Origin of the sequence: Sinomonas albida, from assembly GCF_004919045.1 — a bacterium.
Classification (GTDB): Bacteria; Actinomycetota; Actinomycetes; order Actinomycetales; family Micrococcaceae; genus Sinomonas; species Sinomonas albida.
In genome coordinates, this window is record NZ_SWDW01000014.1 from 1 (window position 1) to 14,908 (window position 14,908).

General features: G+C 71.5%; 13 protein-coding genes. 6 read left to right on the plus strand and 7 right to left on the minus strand.

Annotation, left to right across the window (positions count from 1 at the left end; all coding sequences use genetic code 11):
• Positions 1 to 338: 338 nt before the first annotated feature.
• The 5 genes from E6A26_RS14010 to E6A26_RS14030 all read right to left on the minus strand — a co-directional run bounded on the left by E6A26_RS14010 (position 339) and on the right by E6A26_RS14030 (position 6,505).
• The gene (locus E6A26_RS14010) at positions 339 to 1,373 is read right to left on the minus strand and encodes an aldose 1-epimerase family protein (protein WP_136611824.1); all 1,035 of its coding nucleotides are present in this window, start codon (positions 1,371 to 1,373) and stop codon (positions 339 to 341) included.
• A gap of 42 nt (positions 1,374 to 1,415) precedes the next feature.
• Entirely contained in the window at positions 1,416 to 2,933 is a 1,518-nt protein-coding gene (gene araA, locus E6A26_RS14015; RefSeq protein ID WP_136611825.1) for an L-arabinose isomerase, read from the minus strand.
• Positions 2,933 to 3,637 (minus strand): L-ribulose-5-phosphate 4-epimerase, encoded by a 705-nt coding sequence (locus tag E6A26_RS14020; protein WP_136611826.1) that lies wholly within the window; start codon positions 3,635 to 3,637, stop codon positions 2,933 to 2,935. Before E6A26_RS14020 ends, araA begins: the two co-directional genes overlap by 1 nt.
• Entirely contained in the window at positions 3,634 to 5,337 is a 1,704-nt protein-coding gene (locus tag E6A26_RS14025) for a xylulokinase (RefSeq protein ID WP_136611827.1), read from the minus strand. The genes E6A26_RS14020 and E6A26_RS14025 overlap by 4 nt, the downstream gene beginning before the upstream one ends.
• 244 nt (positions 5,338 to 5,581) lie before the next feature.
• Entirely contained in the window at positions 5,582 to 6,505 is a 924-nt protein-coding gene (locus E6A26_RS14030) for an NAD(P)-dependent oxidoreductase (RefSeq protein ID WP_136611828.1), read from the minus strand.
• Between the two features lie 57 nt (positions 6,506 to 6,562).
• Between E6A26_RS14030 and E6A26_RS14035 the strand changes: the two genes are divergently transcribed.
• Complete coding sequence (locus E6A26_RS14035) at positions 6,563 to 7,045, plus strand: 2'-5' RNA ligase family protein (protein ID WP_136611829.1); 483 nt, start codon at positions 6,563 to 6,565, stop codon at positions 7,043 to 7,045.
• Positions 7,046 to 7,069: 24 nt separating this feature from the next.
• On the opposite strand, the gene pdxR is transcribed toward E6A26_RS14035, so the two are convergent.
• The gene (gene pdxR / locus E6A26_RS14040) at positions 7,070 to 8,482 is read right to left on the minus strand and encodes a MocR-like pyridoxine biosynthesis transcription factor PdxR (RefSeq protein ID WP_136611830.1); all 1,413 of its coding nucleotides are present in this window, start codon (positions 8,480 to 8,482) and stop codon (positions 7,070 to 7,072) included.
• Positions 8,483 to 8,529: 47 nt separating this feature from the next.
• On the opposite strand from pdxR, the gene E6A26_RS14045 reads away from it, so the two are divergent.
• A complete protein-coding gene (locus tag E6A26_RS14045; RefSeq protein ID WP_136611831.1) occupies positions 8,530 to 9,021 on the plus strand; it encodes a carboxymuconolactone decarboxylase family protein in 492 nt (163 codons plus the stop codon).
• Positions 9,018 to 10,145, plus strand: coding sequence for a questin oxidase family protein (locus tag E6A26_RS14050; protein ID WP_211129147.1), 1,128 nt, complete (start codon positions 9,018 to 9,020; stop codon positions 10,143 to 10,145). Before E6A26_RS14045 ends, E6A26_RS14050 begins: the two co-directional genes overlap by 4 nt.
• A 77-nt stretch (positions 10,146 to 10,222) precedes the next feature.
• Here E6A26_RS14050 and E6A26_RS14055 read toward each other — a convergent pair whose 3' ends face one another.
• The gene (locus E6A26_RS14055) at positions 10,223 to 10,738 is read right to left on the minus strand and encodes a MarR family winged helix-turn-helix transcriptional regulator (protein WP_234865510.1); all 516 of its coding nucleotides are present in this window, start codon (positions 10,736 to 10,738) and stop codon (positions 10,223 to 10,225) included.
• A 98-nt stretch (positions 10,739 to 10,836) separates the two neighbouring features.
• Between E6A26_RS14055 and E6A26_RS14060 the strand changes: the two genes are divergently transcribed.
• The 3 genes from E6A26_RS14060 to E6A26_RS14070 all read left to right on the plus strand — a co-directional run bounded on the left by E6A26_RS14060 (position 10,837) and on the right by E6A26_RS14070 (position 14,862).
• Complete coding sequence (locus E6A26_RS14060) at positions 10,837 to 11,556, plus strand: hypothetical protein (RefSeq protein ID WP_136611832.1); 720 nt, start codon at positions 10,837 to 10,839, stop codon at positions 11,554 to 11,556.
• A 100-nt stretch (positions 11,557 to 11,656) separates the two neighbouring features.
• Entirely contained in the window at positions 11,657 to 14,251 is a 2,595-nt protein-coding gene (locus tag E6A26_RS14065; protein ID WP_136611833.1) for a beta-glucosidase family protein, read from the plus strand.
• Positions 14,248 to 14,862, plus strand: coding sequence for a TetR/AcrR family transcriptional regulator (locus tag E6A26_RS14070; RefSeq protein ID WP_168928751.1), 615 nt, complete (start codon positions 14,248 to 14,250; stop codon positions 14,860 to 14,862). Before E6A26_RS14065 ends, E6A26_RS14070 begins: the two co-directional genes overlap by 4 nt.
• The last annotated feature ends 46 nt before the right edge of the window (positions 14,863 to 14,908 follow it).

A 14,908-nucleotide genomic window follows, 5' to 3' on the forward strand; every position in this document is an offset into this window, starting at 1 on the left:
CGCAGATCAGGTTCGTGAACACTCATGCACCCGATCAGACGGCCCGAAGCGTCTACAACGTCCTGAGACACACTGTCTACGAGGTCCCGAGACAGAAGTGTCTATTAGGTCCCGAGACTTCACACCCGCCCCAGGACATCTCGGGTACAGCTACTGCTCGGCATCTCTACCCGAAACGCCAAGAAGCGGCAGTAGCTGTACCCGAAACACCCAGCAGCGCGAGTAGCTGTACCCGAGACACTTAAAAGGCGGGAGTAGCTGTACCCGAGACGCCTAAAAGCGGCAGTATCTGTACCCGAGACGGAGTGGGGTTAGAAAGTGGGAGGTAGAGAGGGTGGTTAGAGGTCGGTTGCGAAGATGCGCCACGTTGCTTTGTGCGAGGCGCCTGGCTCGAGGCGGATCACGTCGGTTCCGCTCGTGAACGCGTCGGGCGGGCACGTCATCGGCTCGACGGCAAGCCCGAGCCGGTTCGGTGCGGGCGGCAGCTTGTCCGCCGTATGGACCTGGATCCACGGGCAAGTCCGGTCCCAGGCCATCCCGACCCCCGTCCGGTGGACCGGATCCCGCACCAGGACGCGCGCGGCGCCGTCGTCGTCGAACGCGATGTCCGTGAACGCGTGATCGATCTGCGTGGCACCGAGGGGCCGGGCCGCACGGAAGTCGAACGCGTGGCCGGCGAGGGGCCGCTCGCCGACCGGTAGCAGGCGGTCCGGCGTGACCTCAAGATACGTGTCCGCCGGCAGCTCGAGAATCCACTCGTCGAGCGGGGACTCCCCCGCAATCAGATACGGATGCGGGCATACGCCATACGGAGCGGCATCCGCGCCGGCATTCGAAGCCCGCACCTCCCAGGTGAGCCCGCCTGCCTCGGGCGAGGCCCCGCCGTCGAGCGCGTAGCTCGCCTCGAGCCGGACGTCGAACGGGTAGCCCGGCTCGTCCCCCGAACCGGGGCCGTTGAGGCTGATTGCGAGCGTCACGGATCGCTCATCGACGCGGACCAGCGACCACTCGCGCGTGAACGCGAAGCCGTGCAGCGCGCAGCCCCGCTCGGGCTCGTTGAGCGGCACGTGGTGAGTGGCGCCGTCGTACGTGTATTCGCCGTCGGCGAGCCGGTTCGGCCACGGCGCCGCGATGATCCCGCGGTAGTCCGGGATCGGGCCGCCCTGCGCGAACGGGACCACGAGGTCGCGGCCTCGGTACGTGAGCTTCCGCAGGGCGCCCGCATGCGCGGTGACGACGGCGGTGTAGTCGCCCGCCCGGAGCTCGAATTCGCCGGGCCCCGCGTTGCTCTCCACCTGATCGCGCTCCACGTGGTCTCCTTCGCGACGTGCGCCGTGGGGGCCGCTCTGATCGACGTTCACAGTCTGGGGCATCCCGGCCGCTCCTCGAAGCCCTGCCCGGCTCAAACGCACGCGTCACACCCCCTGCGCGAGGCGGTAGTAGGCGGCATTCCACTGGAGCTCGCGGGCGAAGCCGCGCGCTGTCGTGTCGTGATCGATGACGAGGAGCTCGGTGCCGGCCATGCGCGCATAGTCCTCGAACGCCTCGATGCCCAAGGCGGTGCTCATGACGGTGTGGTGCGCCGCGCCAGCCTCGAGCCACGCCGTGGCGGACGTCTGGAAGTCCGGGGCGGGCTTCCACACGGCCCGGCCGACGGGCAGCTTGGGCAGCGGCGCGGACGGCTCGACGACCTCGACGGCGTTGGCGACGAGGCGGAACCTGTCCCGCATGTCCGAAAGAGCGACGACGACGGCGGGGCCCGGGTCCGCGGTGAACACGAGGCGGACGGGGTCGTCCTTGCCGCCGATGCCGAGGGGGTGGACCTCGAGGGTCGGGCGGGCGGTGGTCAGCGCCGGGGACACCTCGAGCATGTGGGCGCCGAGAATGCGCTCGGCGCCGGGCGTGAGGTCGTAGGTGTAGTCCTCCATCAAGGACGCCCCGCCGGGCAGGCCCGCGCCCATGACGTTCGCGGCCCGGACCAAGATCGCGGTCTTCCAGTCGCCCTCGGCGCCGAAGCCGTAGCCCTCGGCCATGAGCCGCTGCACGGCCAGGCCGGGCAGCTGCCTGAGCGAGCCAAGGTCCTCGAAGCTCGTCGTGAAGGCCCCGAATCCGCCCTCCTCGAGGAACGAGCGCAGGCCGAGCTCGATCGCTGCCCCGTCGCGCAGCGACTGGTGCCGCTCGCCGCCGCGTCGGAGCTCGGGGGCGACGTCGTAGAGGTCCTCGTATTCGGCGGTGAGGGCGTCGACGTCGGCCGGGCTGGCGCCGTCGACCGCTGCGGCGAGCTCGTTGACGCTCCACGTGTTGACCTGCACGCCGAGGCGCAGCTCGGCCTCGGTCTTGTCACCCTCGGTGACGGCGACGTAGCGCATGTTGTCCCCGAAGCGGGCGAGCCTCAGGGTGCGGGTCGCGGCCCAGCCCGCGGCGGCGCGGGCCCACGTGCCGATGCGCTCGGCGACGCGCGGATCGCTCACATGTCCGACGACGGTCTTCCGCGGCACGCCGAGGCGCGACTGGATGTACCCGAACTCGCGGTCACCGTGGGCGGCCTGGTTCAGGTTCATGAAGTCGAAGTCGATCTCGCCCCACGGCAGCTCGACGTTGGCCTGGGTGTGGAAGTGCAGGAGCGGCTTCTGCAGCGCAGACAGGCCCGCGATCCACATCTTCGCCGGGGAGAACGTGTGCATCCACGCGATCAGGCCGATCACGCGATCGTCTGCGTTGGCCTCGAGCGCGGTGCGGCGGATCGCGTCCGCGTCCGTCAGGACGGGCTTCCACACGATTTTGACGGGCATGGCCTTGGCATCGGCGAGCTCGCGGGCGATGCGCCGGGACTGTTCGGCGACCTGCGCGAGCGTCTCCGGCCCGTACAGGTGCTGGCTGCCGGTGAGGAACCATACCTCGTAGGCGTCGAGGCTGGTGGTGAGCTTGGGCATCAGGCCAGTGATCCTTCCGGGTTCTGTCCGTAGACGTTCTGGTAGCGGTCGAAGAGGCTGTCGATGGCGTGCTGCGGGATGGGGGCGAGCTCGCCGCCTTGGCGGGCGATGTGCACGGTCCGGGCGACGTCCTCGGCCATGACGGCCGCCTTGACCGCGTCACGCGCGTCCTTGCCGATGGTGAACACGCCGTGGTTCTGCATGAGCACGGCCCGGCTGCGGTGGCCGGCCAGCGTCGCGACGACCCCGCGGCCGATCGAGTCGTCGCCGATGATCGCGAACGGGCCCACGGGGATCTCGCCGCCGAACTCGTCGGCCATCGCGGTGATCACGCACGGGACGGGCTCCGCCCGCGCGGCCCACGCCGTGGCATACGTGGAGTGGGTGTGCACCACTCCCCCGACCTCGGGCAGGTGCCGGTACACATAGGCGTGCGCGGCGGTGTCCGACGACGGCGAGCGCTCCGACCCGAGCGAGCCGGGCACCACCTCGCCGTCGAGGGTGCACAGGATCATGTTCTCCGGCGCGAGCTCGTCGTAGTCGACGCCGCTGGGCTTGATGACGAACAGGTCCTCCCCCGGCACTCGCGCGGAGACGTTGCCGCCGGTCCACACGACCAGCCCGTAGCGGACCAGCTCGGCGTGGAGGGCCGAGACCTGCTCGCGGACGGCCCGGACGGCCGGACTCTCGGGTGTGGTGGTCATGCGGTGGCTCCCTTCCGGGCGTTCGCGCCCTTCACTCCTATGGCGTCGACGGCGGCTCGCTCGACGGCCAGGCCCGCGCGGTACCGCTCGAGGTAGGCCGCGAAGCCCGCGACGTCCTCGGGGCGCGGGTCGGCCGTCTCGAACGGGGACCCGCCGAACACCCGCTCGGAGAGCCAGATGCCGAGGTCGGCGCCTGGCAGTCCCGCGCCGTCGGTGGCTCCCGAACGCCCGCCCGCCCCTGCACGCCCTGCACCCTGGACGGCCCGCAGGTAGGCCGCGAGCACGGCGATCCCCCAGGCGCCGCCCTCGGAGGCGGTCTCGGCGACCGAGACGGGTGCGTCCAGGGCGGCGGCGAGGAACCGCTGCGCGACTCCCGCGGTGCGGAACACGCCCCCATGCGCGAACAGCCGGTCCATGCCGACCCCCTCCTCCGCGAGCACCCGCATCCCGAGGGCGAGCGTGCCGAAGACGCCGTAGAGCTGTGCCCGGACGAAGTTGGCCAGCGTGAGCCGGCTGTCCGGGGTCCGCACGACGAGGGGCCGGCCCTGCTCGAGGCCGGTGATCGGCTCGCCGGCCAGATAGTTGTAGGCGAGGAGGCCGCCGGCGTCGGCCTCGCCCGCGAGAGCCTCGGCGAACAGCGCCCCGTAGACCGCGTCGGCGTCCAAGGGCGAGCCGGAGGCGGCGGCGAAGCGGCCGAAGAGCCCTGCCCAGGCCGCGAGCTCGCTCGCGCCGTTGTTGCAATGGACCATCGCCACCGGGTCCCCTGCCGGGGTCGCGACGAGGTCCAGCTCGTGATGGACGCCCGCGAGCGGCCGCTCGAGCACGATCATGGCGAAGATGCTCGTGCCCGCGGAGACGTTGCCCGTGCGCGGGAAGACCGAGCCGGTGGCGACCATTCCGGTGCCGGCGTCGCCCTCGGGCGGGCACAGCGGCACGCCCGCCTTCAAGGTTCCCGTCGGGTCCAGCAGCCGCGCGCCGTCGGCGGTGAGCTCGCCCGCGGGCTGCCCGGCAGCGAGGACCTCGGGCAGCAGGTCCACCAGCTTGGGCACCCGGCCCGCGGCCAGGTCGTCGTACCGGGCCATCAGTTCGGCGTCGTAGCCCTTCGTGGCCGGGTCGATCGGGAACATCCCCGAGGCGTCCCCCACGCCGAGGACCTTCCGGCCCGTGAGGCGCCAGTGGACGTAGCCGGCCAGCGTCGTGCAGAACCGGACCTGAGGCACGTGCGGCTCGGCGTCGACCACCGCTTGGTGCAGGTGAGCAATCGACCACCGCAGCGGGATGTTCACCCCGAACAGTCCGGTGAGCTCGGCCGCGGCCGGCCCAGTCGTTGTGTTCCGCCAGGTGCGGAACGGGACCAGCAGCTCGCCGCCGTCGTCGAACGCGAGATAGCCGTGCATCATCGCCGAGATTCCGATGGCACCGAAGGTCTCCGGCCGCACGCCGTGACGCCGCTCGGCGTCGGCGGCCAGGGCCGCGTAGGCCGCCTGCAGTCCCGACCAGACAGACTCCAACGAATATGTCCACACCCCGTTGACGAGCTCGTTCTCCCACTCGCGGCTGCCGACCGCCAGCACGAGCGAGGGATCCTCTCCGTCCACCAGGCAGGCCTTGATCCGCGTGGACCCCAGCTCGATGCCGAGCGCCGTGGAGGCTCCGAGGATCGCGTCGCGGCCGCGAGCGGACGTCGGCTCTGAGGTCATATTGCTGCTCCTCCAGTGTTCGCATCGCTAATGTGACCGGTCACATCACGTGAGACGAGTATGCCCTGTGCCACAGCAAACCGGCAAGGGTCGGCCCGAGGCACGCCCGATCAGGCCCTCGGCCGCAGGGTAGAGAACGCGATAGAGAACCGGGAGGAGAACGGGGCAGAGAACAGGGAGGAGAAAGCGAGAAGCCCCGGCCCTCGCGTCACGCGAAGACCGGGGCCGCCCAGCTCAGAAGGGCTCAGTACCCCGCGTGCGCGTCCACGAGGCCCTCGAGCGGCAGCCCCAGGGCAAGCCGGTGCACGTTGATCTCAACCCGCTCGCCGAGCAGCGGCCTGATCATCTCGATGGTGTCGGCGGTGTGCGGCGTAATGAGCGCCCGCGGCTCCTCCCACAGCGGGTGGCCGTCCGGGAGCGGCTCGGGGTCGGTCACGTCGAGACCGGCGCCGAGAATCCGGCCCTCCGCGAGGGCGGCGACGAGCGCGTCCGTGTCGACGAGCCCGCCGCGGGCGATATTCACGAGCACCGAGCCGGGCTTCATGACCGCGAGCTCGGCCTCGCCGATGAGCTTCGACGTCCCGGGCGTGAGGGCCGCGGCAACGACTACGACGTCAGCCTCGGGCAGCAGCTCGGCGAGGTGCTCCGTCGTCGTCGTCCGCCGCGCGCCGGGGACCGGCGCGTCGGTGCGCCGCACCACGTCGATCTGCATGTCGAACGCGGCGAACAGGCGCAGAAGCTCGATCCCGATGCCCCCGGCGCCGATCACCACGGCGGTGAGCCCGTGGAGCGATGTTCCCGCAGCCCTGCCCCAGCTGCGCGCCGTAATCCGCTCGGGGAGGTGGCGGAAGAGGGCGAGGGCGAGCGCGAGGGCGTGCTCGGCCACGGGCTTCGCGTAGGCGCCCTTCGCGCTCGTCCAGACCTTGTCCGGGTACGCGGCGAGCGCGTGCGAGTACGATTCGATGCCCGCCGAGGGCAGCTGCACCCAGCGGATCGAGGGCGTCGCGTCGAGGACCTCCTGCAGCGCGTGCTTGTCGTTGCCGTGATCGAGGACGAGGCCCTCCGGCTCGCCGTCAAGGCCGACGACGACGCCCCCTCCCGCGGCGATGGCGTCAGTGAGGAAGGGCAGGACTTCGCCGTGGATCGCGATACGGGGAGTGGACGTCATGTTCACAGCCTAACGGCGGAGCCTGAAGGCGCAGCTTGCGGCTCGTAGGATCGTCTGGTGCACCGCTTCGCCGTCGTCCTCCCCCTCGAGCCCATGGCGCTCGGCGAGCGCTACGCCGTGCGTGACTGGCCGCTCCACCTGACCGTCACCCCCGTCTTCGCGACGGAGGCGACGACGGCGATGCTCGCCGCGCGGATGGGCGAGGTCGCCTCCGCGCACGGGCCGGTCGAGGCCGTCGCCGGCCCGGGCGAGCTGTTCGGGCCGCGGCACGATACGCCGGTTTCGCTGGTGGATTCCTTGGAGGTGCGCGCACTGCACGCCGTGCTCGCCGACGCGCTCGCGCCGCTCGGGATCCGGTTCGATTCGCCGCACTACGCCGGCGAAGGCTTCCGCCCCCACGTCACGGCGACGACCCGCGGCGCGACCGAGGAGGGTCAGCTCCTGCGGCTCGCGCAGCTCGCGCTCGTGGACATGGAGCCCGGCCCGGGCCAGGGCCGCCCGCAGGTCGTCGCGGTCGCGGCGCTCGACGACGGGCGCTGACGGAGGTGCGCGAGCAAGGGCCTCTCAGTGGTCGCGGCGGCTTCCTCCCCGCAGGCCTTCGAGCGTCGCAGCGAGGCGGGCGAGGGCGCTCGAGTAGGCGTGCTGGGGCGGAGTCGCGTAGCCGATGACGAGGGCTGGCCCGCGGTCGTGGCCGGGGGCGGCGTAGTGGCCCAGCCCGTCGACGGCGAGGCCGCGCGCCGCCGCAGCCCGAGCGACGTCGTCCTCCTCGCTCCCGGCTGGAAGCTCAAGGATGGTGTGGAGCCCCGCGGCGAGCCCCGCCGTCGTCAGTTCGGGCGCCGCGCGCTCCAGGACGCCGAGCAGACGCTCGAGCCGCCGCCGGTAGGCGAGGCGGCTTCTCCGGACGTGCTTGTCGTAGGCACCCGAGCGGATGAGTTCGGCGAGCGTGAGCTGGTCGAGGGCCGAGGTCTGCACGGCGACGGTCGCGAGCCGTTCGGTCACGGGCCGAATGAGCTCCTGAGGCAGGACCATCCAGCCCAAGCGCACGCCAGGGGCGAGCGTCTTGCTCGCCGTGCCGAGGTATGCGACGTGCTCGGGGGCGAGCGCCTGGACCGCGCCGATGGGGCGGCGGTCGTAGCGGAACTCGCCGTCGTAGTCGTCTTCGACGAGGAGCGCCCCCGTGCCCGCTGCCCAGCGCGTGAACTCGGCCCGCCGAGCGGGGTCGAGCGCGACGCCGAGCGGGAACTGGTGAGCGGGCGTCAGGAGCACGGCGTCGAGACCGCCAAGCTCGTCTGGGGTCGCGCCGCTGCCATCAACGGGCAGCGCGGACGGGGCCAGGCCGCACTGGGCGAGGAGGTCGCGGTGCTGTCGGTGCCCGTGGGACTCGACCCCCACGCGCCGCGCCCCGCGCGCATGGAGCACCGTGCCAAGGAGCCACAGGCCCTGCGTGAAGCCGGAGCACACGACGATCCGCTCGGGCGTGACCCGCACGCCCCGCGCGCGGGCCAGGTAGGCGGCGAGGGCTGACCTGAGCACGGGCAGCCCCCGAGGGTCGGAGTACCCGAAGGCCTCCGACGGCGCGGCGTTGACCGCCGTGCGGGCCGCGGCGAGCCACGCGGCCCGCGGGAAGGAGCCGACGTCAGGATGGCCGGCGCGGAGGTCGTACGGGAGCCGCCGCGAAGGCGCGGCAGGCTCGCTCGCGTTCTCCGGTTCGGGACCCTGCGCTGCGACCCGGGTGCCCGAGCCCTGCCGGGCCACGAGCCAACCCTCCGCGACGAGCTGCCCGTAGGCCTCCGCGACAGTGTTCCGCGCGATGCCGAGGTCCGCCGCGAGGGCCCTCGTGGGCGGGAGCAGGGATCCGGCCGCCAGACGGCCTCCTTGGATGGCGGTCCGCAGGGAGTCCTCGAGACCGGCTCGAACGGGGCTTCCTTGGAGGTCGAGGTGCAGATCCAGTCCGAAATTGGCCCAATGATCTGTCATACAAATGGATCTTACTCGTGGTCCTTTCAAGCCATAGCGTTGTAGCCATGACTACCGAAACGATTCCTGTCCGGCTCGACCTCGACACCCACGCCGCGCTCTTCAGCAAGGCCATGAATCAGCTCGACCACGCGGCCACGCGGGAACTGGACCGAGTGGACTTCGACGCCCGGCTCCGCGAACTCGTGCGCCTCCGGGCCTCGCAGCTCAACGGCTGCGTGTACTGCGTGAACATGCACAGCCGCGACGCGGTGGCTGTCGGCGAGAGCCCGCAGCGGCTCTTCGCCCTCCCGGTCTGGCGGGAGTCGTCGTTCTTCACGGCTCGCGAGCGCGCGGCGCTCGCGTTCACGGAGTCGGTCACGCGGGCGAGCGAGACGCGCGTGCCGGCTGCGGAGTATGACGCCGTCGCGGCCCACTTCACCCCCGACGAGATCGGGGCCCTGCTCTCCCTCATCGTCACGATCAACGCGTGGAACGCGCTCGGGGTGGCGTCGCGGGCCTGGGAGCCGGAGCTCGACGAGGCAACGGCCGTCCGGTGAGTGCCACCTGGAGCCAGCGGACGACGGCGGACGGCGCCGAGGCGGTTGCAGTCGCCTCGGCGGCGCGGCCGGCGCGGTTCGAGTACCTCGACGAGGCCTACGCCCGGCTGCACCGTTGGGGGCCCGAGTTCGGGGAGGAGGGCAGCGAGAACGGCCTCGCGAATCACGCGCCCATGGTCGCCGAAATTCTGTGCCGCCGGGGCTTCGGCGATCGCGTGGAACCGTGGCTCGACCAGTACGTGAAGCGGCTCGAGGAGCTTCCTCACGAGAGAGATCCGATCACTGCTGAGACGTGGCGGGAGGCGATGGGCAAGCGCGCCCGCATCGGGGACTGGGCGGCCTATTTCCTCCGTGCCGTGAGCGAAGCCCCGTGGCAGGAGGTCCTTGCGGAATGGTGGCCGCGCCTCTTGCCGGCGATTGCCTCGGGAGCCACGCACGGCCTGATTCGGACAGGCCACGCGGTCCGCAATCTCGTCGAAGGCGACGGTTCGGAGGTTGCCGTCCACGAAGTGGCGAACGCCTTGGGCTACTGGGCCGCGAGGGCGATCTACGTCCCCGGGGTCGCAGCCCCAGCGGGCGACCTCGGGCCCGACGTAGCGCTCTCCAGCCTCCCGCGCCTGGCTGATCAGAGCGGGGTGATTCGGGACCGGTTCGCGCGGCTGGCCAGCCTCGACTCGTGGACTCCTGCCGTGGCGTCGTTGCGCGCACCTGACGGCGCCGACGGCGTACCGGCAGTCCTCTCTGAGCTGACGGCGGCGGGGGTGCGGCAGTACGCAACGCACGGCTACGGAAGCCCGGTACTGCTGGTTCACTGTGCGACTGCCCCCCACGCCATGGAACAGGTGCTGCCGGTGCTGCCGCGTAACCTCTGGGAACCCAGTTTCGCCGCGACGTGGGCCGCGTGCGCGGCGCTCACGGTCGCCTACGCCCCAGCGGAGGGCCATCGGGTAGAGGCCCCGGACGGCCTCGATCAGGACGAACTCATGGACGGCGCTACCCAGCACGGGGACGAACACGTCATCAAGCTCACGGACGCGGTGCTCGACACCTACGTGAGTACTGGTGACCGCCTCGCGCTCGCCGCCGCGACGGCCTGCAGCGAGCGCATCGAGCCTCCGCGGTAACAGCCACGGAAGGCTCGACGTCTCCCGATCGGATGGCCATGATCGCCTTCAGGGAGCATGCCGGCAGCTCCTACGAGCTACCGCGGCGCGTCGCGGTAGCCGACGTGGACCTCTGCGTCGAGGCCGCGGAGGGAGCTCAGCTTCGAGAGGAGCCCGAAAAGCTCGGCGGCCTGCTCGGAGGTCAAGCCGTCCACGATCGCGGCCTCCTGCGCCTCGGCGGCGTGCCGGAGGGACCGCAGCACTGAGCTCCCGGACTCGGTCAGCCGGAGCTCTTGGACCCGGCGGTCGGTAGAGCTCCGCGTCCGGGTGACGAGCCCAGCGCCCTCGAGCCGATCGATGAGCGCGACAACGCGGCTCTGGACCGAGCCGAGCGTATCGGCGAGCGCGCGCTGGCTGATGCCCGCGGACCGGCCGATGATCCGGATGACGCCGGCCTCCGACGGAGTGATGCCGAGGCCGCGCGTCTGGTCGGCGAAGAGCTCGGTCGCGTGCGCCCCGAGCTGGGAGAGGAGGAATCCGATGCGGGGGTGACGTCGCTGATCTCCGCGCGACCCATCCGACTCAGGGCTTCCTGGCTGAGGCCCGTCTGACACTGACCCGTCCGACACTGACCCCTCTGGCATAGACCCATCTGGCATAGACCCACAATACAGCATTGACTGCATGATTCACTAGATGAATAATTACAGACATGACCGATACAACAGCCTCCCTCGCCCCCGAGAACGCACGGGCCGGACGCCGCCCCGACGGACCGAACGCGGGAATCGTCGCGATCATCGCCCTTGTGCTCTCCATCGCCACGGTCGCGCTGCCAGCCATCGCGGCCGGAATGGCCTACCCGTCACCCTCGACGCCATCCGGCGACATCGCCCGCTACTTCACCGACCATTCCTTCTCGGCCACGCTCACAGGATTCCTCGCCTTCGGGGCCTCGGTCCCGCTCGGGATCTACGCCGCGACGACCTACGCGAGGCTTCTGCGCCTCGGCATCCGGGTGCCCGGGCCGAATATCTCGTTCTATGGCGGCGTCGCGGCGTCCGTCATGCTCGGCGCCTCCGGCCTCGTCATCTGGGCGGTGAGCCAAGCAGCGGCGGAAGTGCCCGCCGCCGTCGTCCGTCTCGCCGCGGACGCCGCCTTCGCCCTCGGAGGCTTCGGCTTCGCCGCGGGTGCCGGGCTGCTGATCGCCGGCATCGCCGTCCCGGCCCTCATCCTGCGGCTCACGCCGCGATGGCTCGCATGGACCGGACTCGTCCTCGCGGCCGCCGGCGAGATCTCGTTCCTGGGCATGGTGTGGCCGGGACTCGACTACCTGCTGCCGATCGTCCGCTTCGTGGGCCTCGCGTGGCTCGCGGTGGTCGGCTTCCTCCTCCCCCGCAACCGGCATGAGGTTCCGAAGCGCGCCAACTGAGCCAGCGGGCAGGGGTCAGCCTCAGGGGTGTTGTGCCCCGCGTCACGCTCTGGAATAGTTTATGTTTACTATTCTCATTCCGACCTCCGGAGCGACACCGATGTCCATTGGCAACCACCCCTTCGGTCCTCTCATCGCGCAGCTCCCCCTCGAGGAGAAGGTTCATCTCCTCACGGGGGAGACGGCGTTCACGCTCCCCGGCAACGAGACGATCGGACTCGCGCCGCTCGCGTTCTCGGACGGTCCCACCGGCGTGCGCGGCCTCAAGTTCATAGGCGGAGACGCCGTGGCCCTGTTCCCCAACGCGACCCTCATCTCCGGCTCGTGGGATGACGAGCTCGCCGAAGAGGTGGGGCACATGCTCTCCGAGGAGGCCCACCGGCAGAGCATCCACGTGGTCCTCGGCCCCACCGTGAACCTCCACCGCAGCCCGCTCGGCGGACGCCTCTTCGAGGCCTACTCCGAGGACCCCTACCTGACCGGACGCACGGCGGCTGCCTACGTGCGGGGCATGCAAGGGAACGGGACGGCGGCCTGCCTCAAGCACCTCGTGGCGAACGAGTCCGAGACCCTGCGGAACTTCATGGATTCCCGCGTGTCCGAGACCGCGCTGCGCGAGGTCTACCTCCTGCCCTTCGAGATGGCCGTCGAAGACGCCGGGGCATGGTCCATCATGGCCGCCTACAACGACATCAACGGCATCTCTGCCACGGAGAACAGCCACATCACCGAGGAAATCGTGAAGGGCGAGTGGGGGTGGGACGGGCTCCTCATGAGCGACTGGTTCGCCACCAAGCGCACCGTCGAGTCCGCGAACGGCGGCCTGGACCTCGTGATGCCGGGCCCCGACGGTCCGTGGGGCGAGCGGCTCGTCGCCGCCGTGCGGCGCGGCGACGTCGCCGAGGCGACCGTCGACGAGCACGTCGTGCGCCTCCTGCGCCTCGCCGAGCGGACAGGTGGCTTGGGGGCGGGCGGCCTGGGGACGGACGGCCTGGGGACGGACGGCCTGGGGACGGACGACGGCGGCGCGGTCGCCAGCCCGTTCAAGGCCGGCGTGCCGGCCCCCGACTCGGCGATCCGCAAGGAGCAGCTGCGCCGCATCGCGGCCCGCGGGATGGTTCTGGTGAAGAACGAGGGCGGCATCCTGCCCCTCGAGGGCGTGGACACCCTCGCGCTCGTGGGCCGTCATGCGATCGCGACGCAGGACATGGGCGGCGGCTCGGCCCAGGTGAATCCGCCGTACCAGTCGACGGTCGCCGAGGGCCTCTCCGAGCGCCTCGGAGGCGGGCTCACGGTCGTGGACGGCGTCGGGGTGCGCAACCGGCCCGTCGCGGCGGATCCAGCGTTCGTCACCGACCCCATCACGGGCGAGCCCGGCCTGCGGGTCACGTACCTCGCCGCGGACGGACGCGAGATCGATTCCGCCCACGAGGCCGGCACGGCCCTCACCATCGGCTTCGACGACGGGCGCGCCGAGCCACCCGCCGCCGTCGTCATTTCGGCGGTGCTCGAAAACGGCGCGGGGCCCGTCCGCCTGGGCGGCATCGGCGCCGGCCGCTGGACGTTCGCCGTGGATGGCGAGGAGGTCGCCACGGCCCAGCTGGGCTTCTCGGGCTCCGATCCGGGCGAGGGCGTGCTGCGCCCGCCGGCCTACGCCGAGCTGCGCGACCTTCCGGAGCGGGCGAACGTGTCCGCGAAGCTCGAGTTCGAGCCGGTCGACTGGCGCGAGGTGCTGGGCCGCAACCCCGCCATCAAGCTTGCCGAGGAGAGCCACCTGCTGACCACGGGTTCGTTCAACCTTGTGGGCTTCGTGGCCGAGGCCGCCGGACGCACCGACGAGGAGGCGATCGCCGCCGCCGAGGACGCGGCGCGCGCGGCGGGCACCGCCGTCGTCGTCGTCGGTCTCACCGAGGAGGACGAGACCGAGGCGTCCGACAAGCAGACCCTCGCCCTCCCGGGGCGGCAGGACGAGCTCGTGAGGCGCGTTGCGGCCGCCGCGGAGCGCACGGTCGTCGTCGTCAATGCGGCAACCCCCGTGCTCATGCCATGGCTCGCCGACGTCGACGCCGTGCTCATCGCGGGTCTGCCGGGGCAGGAGGGCGGCCACGCGATCGCGGCGGTGCTCACCGGAGAGGCCGAGCCCACCGGGCGGCTCGTCACCACTTACCCCGCGGCCGACGGCGCGTCCCCGGCCTGGGAGGTCACGCCCGACGCCGCGCTGAGGCTCCACTACACGGACGGCTCTGCGGTCGGGTACCGCGGATGGCACGCGGGCAACGCACCCGAACCGCTCTTCTGGCTCGGCCACGGCCTGGGCTACGGGAGCTGGGAGTACGGGGAGGCTCGCCTTGTGCCGTCCTCGGGCGGGGCGGCAACCGGCGGGGCGCCAACCGGCGGGGCTACCGGCGGGGCGCCCATGGTCGAGGTTGAGGTGACCAACACGTCCTCGCGCCCATCGCGCGAGACCGTTCAGGTGTACTTCATGCCCGCGGAGCCCGGGCAGCCCGTGCGGCTCGCGGGCTACGCGGGGGCCGACGTGGCTCCGGGCGAGACGGTCACCGTGACGGTCGCGTGCGATCCGCGCCTGTTCCGCCGGTGGGACGAGGCGGCGGCCGGGTGGGCGCCGCTCGGCAGCGGGGAGCTCCTCGTGGCGCGTGGGCTCGGCGATGTGCGGGCTCAGGTCTCGCTGCCGTGAGGCGCGCGAGCGGACGGCCCAAGGGCGCAGACAGCGCGGCGCGGCGGGAGGAGATCCTCGACGCCGCGGCGCGGATCTTCTCCGAGGAGGGGTACCGCGGGACGTCCATGAGCGCGATCGCGCGGGCGTGCGGGCTGAGCCAGACGGGCCTCCTGCACCACTTCCCCACCAAGGAGGACCTGCTTCGGGCCGTCATGGAGCGGCGCGACGCCACCGACGCCGCGCGCGCCCTCGGATCGGACGCCGAGCGGCCGCGCGGGTGGGACTTCGTGGACCGGCTCGTGCAGCTCGTGCTCAACAACCAAGGGCAGCCCGGCATCATCCGGCTGTACACGACCGTGGCCGGAGAGGCCGTGGATCCGGCGCACCCAGCGAACCCGTGGCTCGTAGCGCACCACCGCGGAGCCGCCCATGCCTTCCGGGAGGCGCTCCGCGAGGCGGCAGCTGACGGCAGGCTCAAGCCGGACGCGCCGGAGGAGTCGATCGTGCGCTGCCTCCTCGCGGGCATGGACGGGCTGCAGATCCAGTGGCTCTCCGACGCCGAGTATCAGGACATGGCACGCGACTTCGCGGTGCTCGCGGACGCGCTGCGGGCGCGTTGGGAGGCCTGAGGCTGGGCGCCCTCGCGGCTTCACAGTTGGTCATCAGACCGTTCGC

Excerpts from the sequence above, each read along its gene's own strand:
- E6A26_RS14010 (WP_136611824.1), bottom strand. The coding sequence starts at position 1,373 with ATGCCCCAGACTGTGAACGTCGATCAGAGCGGCCCCCACGGCGCACGT.
- E6A26_RS14045 (WP_136611831.1), top strand. The coding sequence starts at position 8,530 with ATGACTACCGAAACGATTCCTGTCCGGCTCGACCTCGACACCCACGCC.
- E6A26_RS14060 (WP_136611832.1), top strand. The coding sequence starts at position 10,837 with ATGACCGATACAACAGCCTCCCTCGCCCCCGAGAACGCACGGGCCGGA.
- E6A26_RS14025 (WP_136611827.1), bottom strand. The coding sequence starts at position 5,337 with ATGACCTCAGAGCCGACGTCCGCTCGCGGCCGCGACGCGATCCTCGGA.
- E6A26_RS14020 (WP_136611826.1), bottom strand. The coding sequence starts at position 3,637 with ATGACCACCACACCCGAGAGTCCGGCCGTCCGGGCCGTCCGCGAGCAG.
- pdxR (WP_136611830.1), bottom strand. The coding sequence starts at position 8,482 with ATGACAGATCATTGGGCCAATTTCGGACTGGATCTGCACCTCGACCTC.
- araA (WP_136611825.1), bottom strand. The coding sequence starts at position 2,933 with ATGCCCAAGCTCACCACCAGCCTCGACGCCTACGAGGTATGGTTCCTC.
- E6A26_RS14065 (WP_136611833.1), top strand. The coding sequence starts at position 11,657 with ATGTCCATTGGCAACCACCCCTTCGGTCCTCTCATCGCGCAGCTCCCC.
- E6A26_RS14030 (WP_136611828.1), bottom strand. The coding sequence starts at position 6,505 with ATGACGTCCACTCCCCGTATCGCGATCCACGGCGAAGTCCTGCCCTTC.